Below are 17,253 nucleotides of genomic sequence, written 5' to 3' on the forward strand. Positions count from 1 at the left end.
CGGTGACCGCCTTCGCCCCCGACTCGCTCGTCCTGAATCGCAAGCTGCCCCTCTGGTACCAGGTTTCGCAGTCGCTGCGTGCCTCCATACTCGGGCGCAGACCGCACGACCCGCTGCGCCTGCCGACGGAGGAGCAGCTGGCCGAGCACTACGGGGTGAGCGTGCTGACCATGCGGCAGGCGCTCAAGGAGCTGGAGTCGGAAGGGCTCATCAGCCGCCACCGGCGGCGCGGCACCTTCATCGAGCCGGGCGCCCGGCGCAGTGCGCCCCGGAGGCTGCTGGGCTCGATCGACGCGATCGTGGCCCAGCAGTCCGGCGAGCGGACCACGGTCCTCGGCCACGCCGCGGAACCCGTGCCGGGCGAGCTCGCCGAGTACTTCCCGGACGGGGACGAGGTCGTCACCTACCGCAGGCTGCGGTGCGACGGCGACAGCGGCGAGCCCACGAACTGGGCGGAGAACGCGGTACGGCCCGATGTCGCGGCCCGGCTGGACGTGGCGGACCTGGAGCGCTGGCCGATGACCAAGGTGTTGCGGGACGTCGTCGGGGTACGGATCAGCCGCATCACGGACACGGTGGAGGCCCGGCTCGCCGACCCGGAGACGGCGGAACTGCTGCAGGTGCCGCTGCTGTCGCCGATCCTCCACTACACGGGCGTGACCTACGACGCGGAGGGGCGGGTGGTGGACGTGGCACGGATCCGGTACCGGGGCGACCGGTTCTCGTTCTCCGTGACCATCGAGGCGGAGTGAGCGGTCAGGAGGGCGGCGCGGGCGGCGCCGTCCCGCTGGACGACGTCATGCCGTGGTCGACCGGGCCGCTGCGGCTAGGCCGCGGCTGGATCGTCGCGCCCGACGCCGGGACGCTGCGGGCCCGGTGGGACGCGCTGGTCGCGGCCGGCGGCCGGGAACGGGCCGCCCTCTTCCAGCAGACCCGGGCCCGCGGTCTGGGCAGTTCGGTCGCGGCGCTGCCCGGGCAGGCGACCGGGACCGGCCGGTTCGCCGCGGAGCGCGGGACCTGCCCGGAACCGGTGCGCATCGCGCACGCGCCGTTCGACCAGCAGTGGATCATCCCCGACCACCGGCTGATCGACGTGGCACGGCCGGAGTTGTGGCGGGTCGCCGACGGCCGGCAGCTCTTCGCGGTGGAGCAGGGCCGCGTCCCGGGCGACGGCGGCCCCGCCGTACTGGTCACCGGCGCCCTCCCGGAGGGCCGCGGCACCGGGAGACCCGGCCGCATACGGCCCTTGTACCGGCGGCCCGGCGCACGGGAGCCCAACCTGGCGCCGGGGCTGCTGGCCGCGCTGCGCGAGCGCTTCCCGGACGCGGCCGAACCCGGCGACGTCCTCGCCTGGGTGGCCGCGGCGGGACGGCCCACGGCGGGGGGCTGCGAGGTGCCGTTCACGGCGGACCCCGGCGTGTGGGAGCGAGGGGTGCGGCTGGGCCGGCGGCTCATCGGCATCCAGCTCAGGGGCGCGCGGGACGGCGAGCGGCCCCGGCTGCCAGGCGGACGGCGGCCGTACGTCCGGGCCGCGGTCCCCTCCCGGCCGGCGACGCTGGTCTACGACCCGCAGGAGGAGGCCCTGCTCCTCGACGGGGGACGGATCGCACCGGTGCCGGCCGGGGCCTGGGACTTCCGGGTGGGCGGTGTCCGGGTGCTCGAGGACTGGTTCGCCCGGCGGACCGCGGAGCCCGCGGCGGGCACGCTGGAGGCGCTCGGACCGTCCGCCTGGCCGCAGGAGTGGACCTCGGAGCTGCTGGAGCTGGTCACGGTGCTCGCGCTGCTCGGGCAACTGGACCAGCCGCGCGCGGAACTGGGAGCGGACATCGCCCGTACCGGCTGGCACGACCTGCGCGTACCCCCGGCACCGAGGTCCGCCCGCGCCCCCGCTTCCGTGCTCGACCACCGCGAGGAGGGGCCCGGCGGGCAGTTCGTGCTGCTCTGAGACCTGCCCTCGTGGGGAACCCGCGCCGCCACGCGCAGGTTCCGCCGGTGGCCCGGGGCCCGGCGGACCGCGGGCCGCAGGAGCTCCCACCCGACCGCCCCGCACACCCGCGCCGCCGCACGAAGACTCCGGCGCCCTACCGCCTTGCCGTCCGGTCGCAGTACCGCCTTGCCGCCCGGTCGCCCGGCGCCGCCCCGGCCCCCGGGTCGGCCAATGGCCGGCCGGCCGCCTCCCGTACCGGGGTGACACGGATGGCGTCTACACGGTATGAACGGCTGGCATGAGCCAGCCGCCGCCTCTGGAAGGCATCACCGTCGTCGCCGTCGAACAGGCCGTGTCGGCCCCGTTCGCGACCCGTCAGCTCGCCGACCTCGGCGCTCGAGTGATCAAGGTGGAGCGGCCCGACGGCGGCGACTTCGCCCGCGGCTACGACACCGCGGCGGGCGGCCTCGCCTCGCATTTCGTCTGGTGCAACCGCGGCAAGGAGTCCCTCGCCGTGGACCTCAAGGACCCCCGGGGCCTGGACGCGGTCCGCCGGCTGGTCGCGCGGGCCGACGTCTTCGTCCAGAACCTCGCCCAGGGCGCGGCCGCCCGGCTCGGACTGGACGCCGCCACACTCTGTGCCGCGCACCCGCGGCTGGTCGCCGTGGACATCTCCGGGTACGGCGGGTACGGCCCGTACGCCCACAAACGGGCCTACGACATGCTCGTGCAGTGCGAGGCCGGACTGGTGTCCGTGACCGGCACCGCCGAGCAGCCGGTGAAGGCGGGCATTCCGGCGGCGGACGTCGCGGCGGCGATGTACGCCTTCTCGGGGGTGCTGGCGGCCCTGCTGCGGCGGGGCACGACCGGACGCGGCGGCCCGGTGGAGATCTCGATGCTGGAGTCGCTCGCGGAGTGGATGGGGCACCCCCTGCACCACGGGATGCACGGGGGCGAGGCCCCGGAGCGCACGGGTCTGGCGCACGCGGTCATCGCGCCCTACGACGCGTACCCCACGGCCGACGGCGGCCAGGTGCTGCTGTCGGTGCAGAACGACCGGGAGTGGCAGCGGCTGGCCGAGCGGGTACTGGGCCGGCCCGAGCTGGCCGAGGACCCGGCCTTCGCGACCAACAAGGCGCGGACGGCGAACCGCGGCAGGACGGACGCGGTGGTCGCACGGGCGCTGGCCCGGCTGGACACCGCGGGGGCGGTGGCGGCGCTGGAGGAGGCGGGCATCGCCTGCGCCCGGCTGAACAGCGTGGCCGACCTGGCGGCCCACCCGCAACTGGCGGCCCGGGACCGCTGGCGGGACGTGGCCACGCCCGCCGGCCCGTTGCGGGCGATGCTGCCGCCGATCACCTTCCCGGACGGGCCGGAGCCGGGCATGGGCGCGGTGCCCGCGCTCGGCGAGCACACCGGCGCCCTGCTGCGCGAGGCGGGACTGACCGCGGCGGAGGTCGCCGAGCTGCATCGGGACGGGGTGGTGCCGGCGGAGCACCCGCCCGGCGGGCACCTCGGGTGACCCGGGTTCGCGCGGCGGACCAGCGGCTCCGTACGGGACGCGACGGCCCGGCCGGTGGCCCCTGGGCCGGTGCGGGGCGGACCGGAGCCCGTGGCGTACGCACGCGGACCCCGGCCGGGACCGGGGCGCGGACAAGCGGCGCGAGGTGTGGCTCGGCGGGGTGGTCGGGCCTACGGTGACCGGACGGGAGCGAGGGGGACGGGTGCGCGTGAACGAATCACGCGTGCCCGGTCCGCCGGCCGGCCACCCCGCCGGTCACAGGCCTCGGCTGCCGAACAGCGAACGGCGCAGCCGCCGCAGCGGCGCGAAGAGCGAGACGCGCGCGCTCTTGCTGCCGCGGCTGTGCGCGACGTCACGCGTGGTCAGCTCACGCATCAGGGAGGTCGCCTCGGCCGCTTCGCGCTGCGGCACGGCAGGTCCGCCGAGCACCGCGAGATGGCGGTCGAGACGCGAGCTGGTCGTGCTCGTCCCGCAGGTGATCGCAGGGACCCGCGCCCTGCTGCGCATCGTTATCTGTTCCATGTCACTCCCCACCCGTACGAGGGCACCCGGCCCGGGCAGATTAACCCTATCGCCCCGGCCTCACACTCGTGTATCCCGCCTGAGCGATTCAGCACACACGTACGGGGGTTGACGACATCGGCGTGAATCCACCTGATTCCAGGGCGAGTTGGACACTCCGTGAAGTCGACCAAACCTCCGGCCGCACAGCCCCGAACACCTGTCACCAGGCAGCAAGGACCGCCTCGTACACGACAGTCCACGCAGTCGACGAGAGTCCACGACAGGACGGGACCGAGACATGTTCTCTCATCTCATCAGGAGCACACAGGGGCGCAGGAACCTCGCCGCGCTCGTGTGTGGTGCGCTGGCGGCAGGGGGGCTCGCGGCCGCCGGAGTGAGCTCCGCACTCGCACCGGGCACCGCCAGCGCGTCCAGCCACCGGGAGGCCCCGCTGATCTCCGGGCAGCCGCAGTACGACACGACGGACGTGTACGCGTTCGTCAGCCCCGACCGGCCGGACACCACGACGATCATCGCGAACTGGCTGCCGTTCGAGGAGCCGGCGGGCGGACCGAACTTCTACCGCTTCGCGAACGACGCCCGCTACGACGTCAACATCGACTCCGACGGCGACGCCCGGGCCGACCTGCTCTACCGCTGGACCTTCCACGACCAGGTCAAGAACGGCGACACGTTCCTGTTCAACACGGGCCCGGTGACCAGCCTGGACGACCCGGACCTCAACATCACCCAGACCTACGACCTGGAGATGATCCGGCTGCGGGGCCACCGCGTGGTCTCCACCACGAAGATCGCGAACGATGTGCCGGTCGCCCCGTCCAACGTGGGCAAGGCGTCCATGCCGGACTACGCGAAGCTCCGGAAGGAGGCGGTACGCGAGCTGAAGGGCGGCACCACCGTCTTCGCCGGCCAGGCCGACGACCCGTTCTTCCTCGACCTCCGGGTGTTCGACCTGCTGTACGGAGGCGACCTGTCCGAGGTCGGGCGCGACACCCTGAAGGGCTACAACGTCAACAGCATCGCCCTGCAGGTGCCCTCCGAGCACATCCGGCAGTCGGTGGGCCAGCCCGTGGTCGGGATCTGGACGACCACGCACCGCAGGACCGCGGGCGGGGACTGGACGCAGGTCTCCCGGCTGGGCATGCCGCTGGTGAACGAGGTCGTCATCCCGCTCAAGGACAAGGACAAGTTCAACGCGTCCAACCCGCTGAACGACGGGGACTTCCTGAAGTCCGTCACCAACCCGGAGCTCCCCAAGCTCATCGAGGGCATCTTCAAGATCGAAGCACCCGAGGAGCCGCGCGACGACCTGGTGTCGGTGTTCCTCACCGGGGTGAAGGACCTCAACCAGCCGCCGCACGTGCGCCCCGCCGAGGCACTGCGGCTGAACACGGCCGTGCCGCCCACGGGGGCGCCGAAGCGGCTGGGCGTGCTGGACGGCGACAACGCGGGCTTCCCGAACGGGCGCCGGCTGACCGACGACGTCCTGGACATCGCGCTCCAGGTCGTCGAGGGCGAACTCGTCGGCAAGAAGAACGACCTGGGCGACGCCGTGGACAAGAACGACGTGGAGTTCGAGAAGGCCTTCCCGTACGTGGCACTGCCGACATCGGGCTCGGACGGGCCCCTGGCCGAGGCCGGCGGCAACCGCACCCAGCTCGACGGCGCCGAGCTGACCTCGGGCGGTATCGCGGACGACCGGACGATGATGGCGGTCTGGGCCGGAGCCGGAGGCGCGGGCGCCGTGTTCGCCGTACTCGGACTCGTGTGGTGGCGGACGCGGCGTCGCGGCAGGTGGTCATGACGCGGACCATGCGGTCCGGGTGGCGCCTGGGGGCCGGGGTGGTGGGACTGGCGTTCGTGCTGACCGCCGCGGGAGCGGTGCTGGGCGGCCCGGACGAGGTGCCCGCGGCCCCGGCCGCCGCGGGGGCGGTGACCCCCGGGGCGGCTCCCGGGCAGGGGGTGCGCGCCCTCCAGGCCCGGCTGAAGGCGCAGCCCAAGGACGCGGGCGCCTGGGCTGCGCTCGGCGCGGCCTACGTCGAGGAAGCCCGGGCAGGCGGCGACCCGTCGCGGTATCCGCAGGCCGCAGAGGCGTTCGCCCGCTCGCTGCGGCTGCGGCCCGACGGCAACGCCGACGCGCTCGCCGGCCGGGCGGCCCTGGCGGCGGCACGGCACGACTTCCCCGCGGCGCTCCGGGACGCCGACCGGGCGCTGGTGGTCAACCCGTACAGCGAGCACGGCCTCGCCGTGCGGATCGACGCGCTCGTCGAACTCGGCCGCTATCCGGCGGCGCTGGACGCGGCGCGCCGGGCGGACGCCCGCCGGCCGGGCATCCCGGTGTTCACCCGGCTCGCCTATGTGCGGGAACTGCGCGGGGACACCAAGGAGGCGCGGCGCGTGCTGGAGCTGGCGCGGAACGCGGCGACCACCCGGGCCGACGTCGCCTACACGGCGACGGCGCTCGGCCGGCTCGCCTGGTCCCAGGGCGGGTACGACGAGGCGCTGCGGCAGTGCGGCCAGGCCCTGAAGGCCGAACCGGACCATCTGGAGGCCCGCGAGTGCCGTGCCCGGGCCCTCACCGGAAAGGGGCAGCTTGCCGCCGCCATCGCGGAGTTCGAGGAGATCGTCGACCGGTCCCCGCTGCCGGGGCGGCTGGTCGCGCTCGGCGAGCTCTACGAGGCGAGCGGCAGGCCCGGGCCCGCCCGTCGCCAGTACGAGGTGCTCGGCACCTGGGCCGGGCTCGCCAAGGCGGGCGGGGTGAACCCGGACCTGGACACGGCGCTCGCCGCCGCCGACCACGGCGACCGCGCCGAGGCCCTGCGGGCGGCCCGCGCCGAATGGCAGCGCCGCCGCACCGTGCACACCGAGGACGCCCTCGCCTGGGCGCTGCATCGCGCGGGGCGCTCCGAGGAGGCCCTGCCCCATGCGCGGGCGGCGACCGCGACGGGTTACCGGGACGCGACCTTCCTCTATCACCGCGGCATGATCGAACGCGCCGCGGGCGAGCGGGCAGCCGCGCGTGCCTCGCTGTCCCGTGCCCTGGAGCTCAATCCCGCCTTCTCCCCCCTCGGCGCGCGCGAGGCGCGCCGCGCCCTCGACGGACTGGAGGCGACATGACCCGGACACCGGGCCGGCCCGGCGGCGATGCGCCCTCCCACGCCCTGCTCCGCAGGAGTCCGGCCCCTCCCCCGCCCGAAGCCGGGGGCTTCCTCGGAGGTTCCCGATGACCGATCCGATCCTCGGCACCCTCGCGGCGCTGCTCGCGCTCCTGGCACTGGCCGCCGGTGCACGGGGGTGCCTGACCCGCGTCCCCGCGCCCGGCTCCGGGCGGGCGGTGCCGGCCACGGCGCGGGAAGCCGCCGGCGCGCGGGAGGGGGCGGCGGTGACCGGCACGCGCACCGCCCCGAGTGCAGCCGCATCCGGATCTGGACGTCGGCGGCGACCTTGTTGTCCAGCGCCTCCACGGCGTCCCACACCGCGCCGAGGCCGAAGATCGCACGGGCCGCGGTCTGCGCCCGGACGATCTCCTCGATCGACGCCCCCGTCTCCTCGCGAAGGCGGTGCAGGAAGGTCGAACCACCCGTGTTGACGGTGTCGTTGACCAGCACGGTGGTGACGATCTCGCGGCGCAGCGCATGGCCGTCGACGGCCTCGGGGAACTTCTCCCGCAGCGGCTTCGGGATCCGCTCGCCCTGGCGGCCGAAGATGCTGAGGACCTCGACCGGGCCCTTCCCCGTGCTGCCGAACCAGTGCGGCAGGCCGCCACCTGGGCCGTCGTCGGCGGCACCTCGCTGGGCCGGGAGGCCCGCGCGGTCGCCGGGGCGCTGGCGGCCGGGGACCTCGACGTCGCCCGGGAGCGGCTGCCGCACCTGTGCGGACGCGACCCGCAGGCACTGGACGGCCCCGGCATCGCCCGCGCCGTCGTCGAGTCCGTCGCCGAGAACACCTCGGACGCCGTCGTGGGCGCTCTCGTCTGGGGCGCGATCGGCGGGGTCCCGGGCCTGCTCGGGTTCCGCGCCGTCAACACCCTGGACGCGATGGTCGGTCACCGGTCACCGCGCTACCGGCGGTACGGCTGGGCGTCGGCCCGGCTCGACGACCTCGCGGGCTGGCCCGGGGCCAGGCTCACGGCGGCGCTGGCGACCGTCGCGGGCGGCGACCCGCGCGGCGCGGCCCGCGCCTGGCGCCGGGACGCCGCGAAGCACCCGAGCCCCAACGCGGGGCCCGTGGAGGCCGCGTTCGCCGGGGCCCTCGGCGTACGGCTCGGCGGGACGCTGTCGTACGGCGGACGGGTAGAGCACCGGCCCGTGCTCAACGGCGACGGCGGGCGGGCCGTCGAGCTCGCCGACATCGAGCGGGCGGTGCGGCTCTCCCGGCGGGTGGGAGTGCTGGCCCTCGCGGTGTGCGCGGGCGGGCGCCTCGCGGCCCGGGCCCTGCGGCGGAGGCGCGCATGAACGGGGGCGGACTGCTGGTCGCCGGCACCACCTCGGACGCCGGCAAGAGCGTCGTGACGGCGGGGATCTGCCGCTGGCTGGTGCGCCGGGGCGTGAAGGTCGCGCCGTTCAAGGGGCAGAACATGTCCCTCAACTCCTTCGTCACGCGTGAGGGCGCCGAGATCGGCCGGGCGCAGGCCATGCAGGCGCAGGCCGCCCGGGTGGAGCCGACGGCCCTGATGAACCCGGTGCTGCTGAAGCCCGGCGGCGACCGCTCCAGCCAGGTCGTGCTGATGGGCAGGCCGGTGGGTGAGCTGAGCGCACGCGGGTTCTTCGGGAGGCCGGGACCCGCGGCGCGGCCGGAGCACGGTGCGCAGGCCCCCGGGGGCCTGCCGGGCGGGACCGGGGGCCCACCCGGGGGGATGCTCCGCGGAGGGCGCCAGGAGGCGCTGTTCGAACCGGTGATGGCCTGCCTCGAGGAGCTCCGCGGCACCTATGACGCGGTGATCTGCGAGGGCGCCGGCAGCCCCGCGGAGATCAATCTGCGGCGTACGGACATCGTCAACATGGGCATCGCCCGTGCCGCGCGCCTCCCCGTGCTGGTCGTGGGCGACATCGACCGGGGCGGGGTCTTCGCCCAGTTCTTCGGTACCACGGCGCTGCTGGCCCCCGAGGACCAGGAGCTGGTCGCGGGCTACCTCGTCAACAAGTTCCGCGGTGACGTCTCGCTGCTGCAGCCGGGGCTGGAGATGCTGCACGGGCTCACCGGACGGCGGACGTACGGCGTGCTGCCGTACGCACACGGGCTCGGCATCGACGAGGAGGACGGGCTGCGGGTCTCCCTGCGCGGCGCCGTGCGCGAGTCGGTGGTGGCGCCGCCGGTCGGCGAGGACGTGCTGCGGGTGGCCGTCTGCGCCGTGCCGCTGATGTCCAACTTCACCGACGTGGACGCGCTGGCGGCCGAGCCGGGCGTGATCGTGCGCTTCGTCGACCGCCCCGAGGAGCTGGCCGACGCCGACCTGGTGATCGTGCCCGGTACCCGCGGCACCGTGCGCGCCCTGGAGTGGCTGCGCGAGCGGGGCCTCGCGGGCGCGCTCGCCCGGCGGGCGGCCGAGGGCCGGCCCGTGCTCGGCATCTGCGGCGGCTTCCAGGTGCTCGGTGAGCACATCGACGATGACGTCGAGTCGCGGGCCGGAGCGGTGCCGGGGCTCGGACTGCTCCCCGTCCGGGTGCGGTTCGCCGCGGAGAAGACCCTCGCCCGCCCGTCGGGCGAAGCGCTGGGGCAGCCCGTCGAGGGGTACGAGATCCATCACGGCGTCGCCGAGGTGCTCGGCGGCGAGCCCTTCCTCGACGGCTGCCGGGTCGGTGAGGTGTGGGGCACCCACTGGCACGGGTCGCTGGAGAGCGACGGGTTCCGCCGGGCCTTCCTGCGGGCCGTCGCCGCGGCGGCGGGGCGCCGCTTCGTCCCCGCCCCGGACACCTCCTTCGCCGATCTGCGCGAGGCCCAGCTCGACCGGCTGGGCGACCTCGTCGAGGAGCACGCGGACACCGACGCGCTGCTCCGCCTCATCGAGGGCGGCGCGCCCTCGGGCCTTCCGTTCATCCCGCCGGGCGCACCCGACTTCCCCGCCACGACCGCCACGACCGCCACGACCGTTGCGAACGCCGCGACCGCTGCAACCGCTGCGAACGCCGCAACCGCTGCAACCGCCGCAACCGCTGCAACCGCCGCGACCGCTGCAACCGTTGCGAACGCCGCGAAGGTTGCGAACGCCGCGAACGCCGCCGGAACCCCAGGAGCCGCACAGTGAGCAACGCACCCCACTATCCGTTCACGGCGGTCGTCGGCATGGACGACCTGCGGCTCGCCCTGCTGCTGAACGCGGTCAGCCCCGCCGTCGGCGGTGTGCTGGTGCGCGGGGAGAAGGGCACCGCCAAGTCGACGGCGGTGCGCGCCCTCGCCGCGCTGATGCCCGATGTCGACGTGGTCGCGGGCTGCCGGTTCTCCTGCGCGCCCGGCGCGCCGGACCCGGAGTGCCCGGACGGACCGCACGAGGCCGCCCCGGGCACGGCGCGCCCGGCCCGGATGGTCGAACTGCCCGTCGGCGCCTCGGAGGACCGGCTGGTCGGCGCGCTCGACATCGAACGGGCCCTGGCGGACGGGGTGAAGTCGTTCGAGCCGGGCCTGCTCGCCGACGCGCACCGGGGCGTGCTCTACGTCGACGAGGTCAACCTGCTCCACGACCACCTGGTCGACCTGCTGCTGGACGCGGCCGCGATGGGCGCCTCCTACGTGGAACGGGAGGGCGTGTCCGTACGGCACGCGGCGCGTTTCCTGCTCGTCGGCACGATGAACCCCGAAGAGGGCGAGCTGCGGCCGCAGTTGCTGGACCGCTTCGGGCTGACGGTGGAGGTCGCCGCCTCCCGGGAGCCGGAGCAGCGGGTGGAGGTGGTGCGGCGCAGGCTCGCGTACGACGACGACCCCTCGGCCTTCGCCGCCCGCTGGGCGGCGGAGGAGGCCGCGCTGCGCGCACGCATCACGGCGGCGCGGGCGACACTGCCCCGGGTGGAGCTCGGGGACGCGGCGCTGCGGCAGATCGCCGCCACCTGCGCGGCGTTCGAGGTGGACGGCATGCGCGCCGACATCGTGATGGCCCGTACCGCGGCGGCCCTGGCCGCCTGGGCGGGCCGTACGGACGTACGCGAGGAGGACGTGCGGCAGGCCGCGCTCCTCGCGCTCCCCCACCGGCGCCGGCGCAACCCCTTCGACGCGCCCGGCCTCGACGAGGGCAAACTCGACGAGACCCTGGAGCGGTTCGGCGGGGACGACCGGCCGGACGCCGATCCCGACCCCGATCCGGACCCCGATCCGGACCCGGATCCCGGCACGGACCCGTCCGGCCCGGACGGCGGCCCCGGCGGCCCCGGCGGCAACGGCGTCCCGCCCCAGGGCCAGGGGCCGGACTCCGCCGCCTCCGCGGGACAGCCCGAGCGGTCGGAGCCGTCCGGGCCGTCCGGGCCGTCCGAACCGACCGAGCCGTCCGCGCCGCCCGCCGGGCAGCCGGAGCCCTCCGGAACGCCCGCCGCGGGCGCGGCCGAGCGGGCCGCCGAACGGGCCGGGGAGCCGTTCCGTACCAGGACCCTCAGCGTGCCCGGTCTCGGTGAGGGCGCCGCCGGACGCCGCTCCCGGGCCCGAACCGAGCACGGCAGGACCACCGGAGCGCGCCGGCCGCGGGGGGCGCTGACCGGGCTGCACCTGGCGGCGACCGTACGGGCGGCGGCGCCGCACCAGCGAGCCCGGGGCCGTTCCGGACCGGGCCTCGTGGTGCGCCGGGACGATCTGCGGCAGGCCACCCGCGAGGGCCGCGAGGGCAATCTCGTGCTCTTCGTCGTCGACGCCTCCGGCTCCATGGCGGCGCGCCGGCGCATGGGCTCGGTGAAGGGGGCGGTGCTGTCGCTGCTGCTCGACGCCTACCAGCGCCGGGACAAGGTCGGTCTGGTCACCTTCCGGGGCGCCGGGGCGGAGGTGGCGCTGCCGCCGACCTCGTCCGTGGACGCCGCCGCGGCACGGCTCGGGGAGCTGCCGACCGGCGGCCGGACCCCGCTGGCCGCCGGACTGCTGAGGGCCCACGACGTGCTGCGGGTGGAGCGGTTGCGCGACCCGTCGCGGCGCCCGCTCCTGGTGGTCGTGACCGACGGCCGCGCCACCGGGGCGGGCGGCGGCGACGCCCTCGCGCTCGCCGGGCGCGCCGCCCGGCTGCACGCCGCCGAGGGCACGGCCGCGGTGGTCGTGGACTGCGAGGCGGGCCCGGTGCGGCTCGGCCTCGCCGGGAGTCTCGCCCGTGACCTCGGCGGCACCGCCGTCACCCTGGACGAGCTGCGCGCCGACAGCATCGCGGGGCTGGTCCGGGACGTACGGGCGGCGGGAACGGGAACCGGACCGAGAACCGGAACCGGAACCGGAACGGCAAAGGCAACGGCAACGGGCAGCAGGGTCCGCGACAGGAGGGCAGCGTAGTGCCGCAGGGAAAGCCGGACGTCGTCCCGGACGACGGTCTCACCACCCGCCAGCGCCGCAACCGGCCGCTGGTGATGGTGCACACGGGCATCGGCAAGGGGAAGTCCACCGCCGCCTTCGGGATGGCGCTGCGCGCCTGGAACCAGGGCTGGCCGGTCGGGGTGTTCCAGTTCGTCAAGTCGGCGAAGTGGCGGGTCGGCGAGGAGAACGCGCTCCGGGTCCTCGGCGCGAGCGGCGAGGGCGGCACCGTCCACTGGCACAAGATGGGCGAGGGCTGGTCCTGGATCCAGCGCCCTCCGGCCGAGGGCGAGCAGTCCCACGAGGACAAGGCGCGCGAGGGCTGGGAGCAGGTCAAGCGGGATCTGGCCGCCGAGACGTACCGGTTCTACGTGCTCGACGAGTTCGCCTACCTGCTGCACTGGGGCTGGATCGACACGGCCGAGGTGGTCGAGGTGCTCCGCGACCGGCCCGGGACCCAGCACGTCGTCGTCACCGGCCGCAACGCCCCGCGGGAACTCGTGGAGTTCGCCGACCTGGTGACCGACATGTCCAAGGTCAAGCACCCGATGGACGCGGGCCAGAAGGGTCAGCGGGGCATCGAGTGGTGACGCGGTCGGCAGGCAGAACGTGGTAGCGCGCCTCGTCGTCGCCGCGCCGGCGTCCGGCAGCGGCAAGACCACCGTCGCGACCGGTCTGATGGCGGCCTTCACGGCCGCCGGTCTCACCGTGTCGCCGCACAAGGTGGGGCCCGACTACATCGATCCCGGGTACCACGCGCTCGCCACCGGGCGGCCGGGCCGCAACCTCGACGCGTACATGTGCGGCACGGAGCTGATCGCCCCGCTGTTCGCGCACGGCGCGCGCGGGTGCGACCTGGCGGTCGTCGAGGGCGTGATGGGGCTGTACGACGGGGCGGCGGGAGCCGGTGAACTGGCCTCGACGGCCCAGGTCGCCAAGCTGCTGCGGGCGCCGGTGGTGCTGGTCGTCGACGCCTCGTCGCAGTCCCGGTCGGTGGCGGCGCTGGTGCACGGGTTCGCGTCCTGGGACCCGGAGGTACGGATCGGCGGGGTGATCCTCAACAAGGTCGCAACCGACCGCCACGAGGCCCTGCTGCGGGACGCCCTAGAGGAGTCCGGGGTGCCGGTGCTGGGAGTGCTGCGCCGTGCGCCCGCGGTGGCGACGCCGTCACGGCACCTGGGACTGGTGCCGGTCGCCGAGCGGCGGACCGATGCGGTGGACGCGGTCGCCGCGCAGGCCGAACAGATACGGGCGGGCTGCGACCTCCGGGCGCTGCTGGCCCTGGCGCGCAGCGCGCCGCCGCTCGCGGGGGACCCCTGGGACCCCGGCGCGGCACTGGACTCCCCCGGCGCCGGCGCCGCGGACCAGAGGCCCCTCGGGGCCCGGGAGCGGCCGCCCGCCGGGACCGGCGACCGCGCGCGCGTCGGGGCCCGGGACCGGCGGCCCGTCGTCGCCGTGGCCGGAGGCGCCGCGTTCACGTTCTCGTACGCCGAGCACGCGGAGCTGCTGACGGCCGCGGGCGCGGAGGTCGTCGCCTTCGACCCGCTCCGCGACGAGGAGTTGCCCCACGGTACGGCCGGCCTGGTCATCGGCGGCGGTTTCCCCGAGGTGTACGCCCCGGAGCTGTCCGCCAACTCCCGCCTCCGCAAGACGGTCGCCGAGTTCGCCCGCTCGGGGGCGCCGGTCGCCGCCGAGTGCGCCGGGCTGCTGTACCTCGCGCGCTCCCTGGACGGCACGCCCATGTGCGGGGTGCTGGACGCGGACGCCCGGATGACCGAGCGGCTGACGCTGGGCTACCGGGACGCCGTGGCGGTGAGCGACGGCGTCCTCGCCCCCGCCGGGACCCGGATGCGGGGCCACGAGTTCCACCGCACCGTGACGGAGCCGGGCGCGGGAGCGACCCCGGCCTGGGGGCTCAGGCAGCCGGAGCCCCGGGTCGAGGGCTTCGTACAGGGCGGTGTGCACGCGAGCTATGTGCACACGCACTGGGCGGGTGCGCCGGGCGCGGCACGCCGGTTCACGGAGGGGTGCGCGGCGTGGGACGCGCGGGCATAGGTACCGGTGGTCCGGGGGCGCTCCCCAGGGCCCGTCGCCGGCCGGAGGAACGGCGCGCCCGGGAGCGTGCACGGCGGGTCCGGCCGGTCCGGGACCCTGCACCGCGAGTCCGACCGGCCCGGGACCGTGCACGGCGAGTCCGGCCGGCCCGGGACCGTACGCACCGGACGACTTCCGTGCCCCCACCTCGCGGGCGAACGACCCTGCCCTCGCACCACGTCCCGACCGGGCCCGCCCCGCCGGGTGCCGCGCCATGACCGGCCGACGTGCGGGCCGGTTCGTCGTGGGGGTAGGGGCACGCCGGGGCGCGCCCGCGGACGAGGTGCTCGGTCTGGTCCGGGACGCGCTGCGGGAGGCGGGGGCGGCGGCGGGCTCGGTCGTGGCCGTGGCGACCGTGGCCGCCAAGGCGCACGAGCCCGGTGTCGCGGCCGCGGCGGCCGCGCTCGGCGTCCCGTTGCGCACGTACCCCGCCGCGGAGCTCGCCCGCGTACCCGTGCCGAACCCGTCCGCGGCGGCCGTCGCGGTGGGCACCCCGTCGGTGGCGGAGGCGGCGGCCCTCGCCGAGGGGGGAGAACTCGTGGTGGGGAAACGAAAATCCGGAGGTCAGGGGCGACCGGGCGCGGTGACCTGTGCCATCGTGCGGCTTGCGGATCCTTCGGCTCCGGCACCGGTCCCCGCCGCAAGGGGAGCCGGTGGCGCCGGATCTGATCCCCGACGTGAACGACGGCGGACCGGTCGGACAGCACCGGCGGCATCGCCACCACCGCAAGGAGAATGTGTGACTTCCCCGCCCGCACTGCTCATCGCCGCGGACGGCGCTCTGGACGACGCCGGCGCCGAGGCACTGCTGGACTTCGTGGAGCACCTGGGCAGCCGCCATCCCGGAATCCCCGTCGCGGCCGGGCTCGTCGGCGACGGCCGGTGGCCGCTCGCGACGGCCGTGGGCGAGCTCGTGTCCGCCGGAGCGGACCGGCTGGCCGCCGTCCCTCTGGCGCTGGCACCGGACCGGCGGGCCGAGGACGCCCTGGCCGCCGCGCTCGACGCCGTCCGTGGGGACCGGCCCGGGCTCGCCGTGACCGTGAGCGGTGCCTTCGGCCCCGGACCGGCGCTGCTCGCACTGCTGGAGCGACGGCTCGACGAGGTGCTGGGCGGCGGTGCGCGCTCACCGCGCGACCGCGCCGGGGTGACCGTGCTGCTGGTCGGACCCGGCTCCGCGGATCCACAGGCCAACGCGGAGGTGCACCGGGCGGCCCGGCTGCTCTGGGAAGGCCGGGGGTACGCGGGGGTGGAGACGGCGTTCGTGTCGACGGCCGCGCCCGACGTGCCCGCGGGGCTCGACCGGTGCGAACGGCTCGGCGCACGGCGGATCGTGGTGCTGCCGTACGCCCTGTTCCACGGCGGCCCGGCCGAGCGGGCCAGGCTGCACGCCGAGGGGTGGGCAGCGGCGCACCCGGACACGGAGGTCCGCTGCGCCGAAGTGATCGGCCCGGTGGACGAGTTGGCCGATCTGGTCGTCGACCGCTACCGGGAGGCCGTGGCCTCGCCGGTCCCGGCCCGGGCGGGGCGGCCATGAGCGCCGACTTCCACGACCTGCGGCACCACGGTGACGCGGAGGTCCGCGAGGGCGGACTGACCGATCTCGCGGTCAACGTCCGCACCGGCACGCCTCCGGTGTGGCTGCGGGAGCGCATCGCGGCGTCGCTGATGTCGCTCGCCGCCTACCCGGACGGCCGTGCGGCACGGGCGGCGGTCGCGGCGCGGCACGGGGTGCCGGAGGAGCGGGTGCTGCTGACGGCGGGCGCGGCGGAGGCCTTCGTACTGATCGCGCGGGCCCTGCGGGTGAGCCGGCCGGTGGTGGTGCACCCCCAGTTCACGGAGCCCGAGGCGGCGCTGCGGGACGCGGGGTACGAGGTGGGGCGCGTGGTGCTGCGCGCCGAGGACGGCTTCCGGCTGGACCCGGCGGCCGTGCCCGAGTCCGCGGACCTCGTCGTCGTCGGCAATCCCACCAATCCGACCTCGGTCCTGCACCCGGCCGCCGAACTGGCCCGGCTCGCCCGGCCCGGGCGGATCCTGGTCGTCGACGAGGCGTTCATGGACGCGGTTCCCGGCGAACCGGAAGCCCTCGCGCCGCGTACCGACGTGCCCGGGCTGGTGGTGGTCCGCAGCCTCACCAAGACATGGGGGCTCGCGGGGCTGCGGATCGGCTATGTGCTCGCCGGGCCGGGGACGGTCGCCCGGCTCGAACGGGCCCAGCCGCTCTGGCCGGTGGGGACCCCCGCGCTCGCCGCGGCCGAGGCGTGCATGTCGCCGCGGGCGCTCGCGGAGGCCGCCCGCGCGGCGGACCGGATCGCGGCGGACCGGGCACATCTGCTCGCCGGGCTCGCGGAGTTCGACGAGGTACGGACGGTGCCGGCGGCCGCGGGTCCGTTCGTCCTCGTCCGCATCGACCGCGCGGACGAGGTGCGCGGACGGCTGCGCGCACTCGGGTTCGCGGCCCGGCGCGGGGACACCTTCCCGGGGCTGGACCGCGACTGGCTGCGGCTCGCGGTCCGCGACCGCGCCACGACGAACCGCTTCCTGCAGGCACTCGACCAGGCCCTGACCCTCGTCGGAGCGTAGCCGCCACGCGACGGGGCGAGGGCGAGGCAGGGCGGCGCGCGGGTGGATGGGGGCGCGTCCGGGCGGGGACTCGCCACGGCGGGCGCGGCGCCTCCGCGCACCCGCGGGCCGTCGGGCCGCACCGGCGGGCCCGCAG

Annotated in this window: 13 protein-coding genes and 2 pseudogenes; 13 read left to right on the forward strand and 2 right to left on the reverse strand. The window is 76.0% G+C overall.

The window, feature by feature from the left end; genetic code table 11:
* Positions 1 to 2 precede the first annotated feature (2 nt).
* The 3 genes from DDW44_RS02615 to DDW44_RS02625 all read left to right on the forward strand — a co-directional run bounded on the left by DDW44_RS02615 (position 3) and on the right by DDW44_RS02625 (position 3,449).
* A complete protein-coding gene (locus DDW44_RS02615; protein ID WP_017945364.1) occupies positions 3 to 752 on the forward strand; it encodes a GntR family transcriptional regulator in 750 nt (249 codons plus the stop codon).
* Positions 749 to 1,945 (forward strand): type ISP restriction/modification enzyme, encoded by a 1,197-nt coding sequence (locus DDW44_RS02620; RefSeq protein WP_108905406.1) that lies wholly within the window; start codon positions 749 to 751, stop codon positions 1,943 to 1,945. Before DDW44_RS02615 ends, DDW44_RS02620 begins: the two co-directional genes overlap by 4 nt.
* 280 nt (positions 1,946 to 2,225) lie before the next feature.
* Positions 2,226 to 3,449, forward strand: coding sequence for a CaiB/BaiF CoA transferase family protein (locus DDW44_RS02625; protein WP_017945362.1), 1,224 nt, complete (start codon positions 2,226 to 2,228; stop codon positions 3,447 to 3,449).
* A 255-nt stretch (positions 3,450 to 3,704) separates the two neighbouring features.
* Here the strand turns inward: DDW44_RS02625 and DDW44_RS02630 are convergent, their stop codons facing one another.
* Positions 3,705 to 3,971, reverse strand: coding sequence for a hypothetical protein (locus DDW44_RS02630; protein WP_170815049.1), 267 nt, complete (start codon positions 3,969 to 3,971; stop codon positions 3,705 to 3,707).
* 280 nt (positions 3,972 to 4,251) lie between these two features.
* Here DDW44_RS02630 and DDW44_RS02635 point away from each other — a divergent pair, with 280 nt between their 5' ends.
* A complete protein-coding gene (locus tag DDW44_RS02635) occupies positions 4,252 to 5,778 on the forward strand; it encodes a DUF4331 domain-containing protein (protein WP_108905407.1) in 1,527 nt (508 codons plus the stop codon).
* On the forward strand, positions 5,775 to 7,091 hold the full coding sequence (locus DDW44_RS02640; RefSeq protein ID WP_240800503.1) for a tetratricopeptide repeat protein: 1,317 nt from the start codon (positions 5,775 to 5,777) through the stop codon (positions 7,089 to 7,091). The genes DDW44_RS02635 and DDW44_RS02640 overlap by 4 nt, the downstream gene beginning before the upstream one ends.
* A gap of 281 nt (positions 7,092 to 7,372) precedes the next feature.
* On the opposite strand, the pseudogene DDW44_RS33455 reads toward DDW44_RS02640, so the two are convergent.
* A pseudogene (locus DDW44_RS33455) lies at positions 7,373 to 7,654 on the reverse strand (hypothetical protein); the annotation flags it as partial.
* Between DDW44_RS33455 and DDW44_RS32310 the strand changes: the two are divergent.
* From DDW44_RS32310 to cobC, 8 genes and pseudogenes are all read left to right on the forward strand, one after another.
* Positions 7,535 to 8,428 carry a CobD/CbiB family cobalamin biosynthesis protein gene (locus tag DDW44_RS32310; RefSeq protein ID WP_244223948.1) on the forward strand — a complete coding sequence of 298 codons (894 nt, stop codon included), beginning with the start codon at positions 7,535 to 7,537 and terminating at the stop codon, positions 8,426 to 8,428. The pseudogene DDW44_RS33455 and the gene DDW44_RS32310 sit on opposite strands and share 120 nt — an antisense overlap.
* Entirely contained in the window at positions 8,425 to 10,218 is a 1,794-nt protein-coding gene (locus DDW44_RS02660; RefSeq protein WP_244223949.1) for a cobyric acid synthase, read from the forward strand. The genes DDW44_RS32310 and DDW44_RS02660 overlap by 4 nt, the downstream gene beginning before the upstream one ends.
* Positions 10,219 to 10,256: 38 nt before the next feature.
* Complete coding sequence (locus DDW44_RS02665) at positions 10,257 to 12,425, forward strand: putative cobaltochelatase (protein WP_244224180.1); 2,169 nt, start codon at positions 10,257 to 10,259, stop codon at positions 12,423 to 12,425.
* Entirely contained in the window at positions 12,425 to 13,033 is a 609-nt protein-coding gene (gene cobO / locus DDW44_RS02670; protein ID WP_017948848.1) for a cob(I)yrinic acid a,c-diamide adenosyltransferase, read from the forward strand. The genes DDW44_RS02665 and cobO overlap by 1 nt, the downstream gene beginning before the upstream one ends.
* A 19-nt stretch (positions 13,034 to 13,052) precedes the next feature.
* Positions 13,053 to 14,498, forward strand: a complete 1,446-nt coding sequence (locus DDW44_RS02675; RefSeq protein WP_108905411.1) for a cobyrinic acid a,c-diamide synthase CobB — start codon at positions 13,053 to 13,055, stop codon at positions 14,496 to 14,498.
* A 253-nt stretch (positions 14,499 to 14,751) separates the two neighbouring features.
* Positions 14,752 to 15,075 (forward strand): annotated as a pseudogene (locus tag DDW44_RS32510) (cobalamin biosynthesis protein); the annotation flags it as partial.
* Positions 15,076 to 15,276: 201 nt separating this feature from the next.
* Positions 15,277 to 16,071: a sirohydrochlorin chelatase gene (locus DDW44_RS31910; RefSeq protein ID WP_166802832.1), complete on the forward strand. Its 795-nt coding sequence runs from the start codon at positions 15,277 to 15,279 to the stop codon at positions 16,069 to 16,071.
* Positions 16,068 to 17,117 carry an Rv2231c family histidinol phosphate aminotransferase CobC gene (cobC, locus tag DDW44_RS02685; protein WP_027731677.1) on the forward strand — a complete coding sequence of 350 codons (1,050 nt, stop codon included), beginning with the start codon at positions 16,068 to 16,070 and terminating at the stop codon, positions 17,115 to 17,117. Before DDW44_RS31910 ends, cobC begins: the two co-directional genes overlap by 4 nt.
* The last annotated feature ends 136 nt before the right edge of the window (positions 17,118 to 17,253 follow it).

The sequence above is a fragment of the Streptomyces tirandamycinicus genome, assembly GCF_003097515.1.
GTDB lineage: Bacteria > Actinomycetota > Actinomycetes > Streptomycetales > Streptomycetaceae > Streptomyces > Streptomyces tirandamycinicus.

What these genes read in the sequence shown, in the direction of transcription:
- DDW44_RS02625 (WP_017945362.1), top strand. Translation starts at nt 2,226, where the DNA reads ATGAGCCAGCCGCCGCCTCTGGAAGGCATCACCGTCGTCGCCGTCGAA.
- DDW44_RS02630 (WP_170815049.1), bottom strand. Translation starts at nt 3,971, where the DNA reads ATGGAACAGATAACGATGCGCAGCAGGGCGCGGGTCCCTGCGATCACC.
- DDW44_RS02635 (WP_108905407.1), top strand. Translation starts at nt 4,252, where the DNA reads ATGTTCTCTCATCTCATCAGGAGCACACAGGGGCGCAGGAACCTCGCC.
- DDW44_RS02640 (WP_240800503.1), top strand. Translation starts at nt 5,775, where the DNA reads ATGACGCGGACCATGCGGTCCGGGTGGCGCCTGGGGGCCGGGGTGGTG.
- DDW44_RS02660 (WP_244223949.1), top strand. Translation starts at nt 8,425, where the DNA reads ATGAACGGGGGCGGACTGCTGGTCGCCGGCACCACCTCGGACGCCGGC.
- DDW44_RS02665 (WP_244224180.1), top strand. Translation starts at nt 10,257, where the DNA reads ATGGACGACCTGCGGCTCGCCCTGCTGCTGAACGCGGTCAGCCCCGCC.
- cobC (WP_027731677.1), top strand. Translation starts at nt 16,068, where the DNA reads ATGAGCGCCGACTTCCACGACCTGCGGCACCACGGTGACGCGGAGGTC.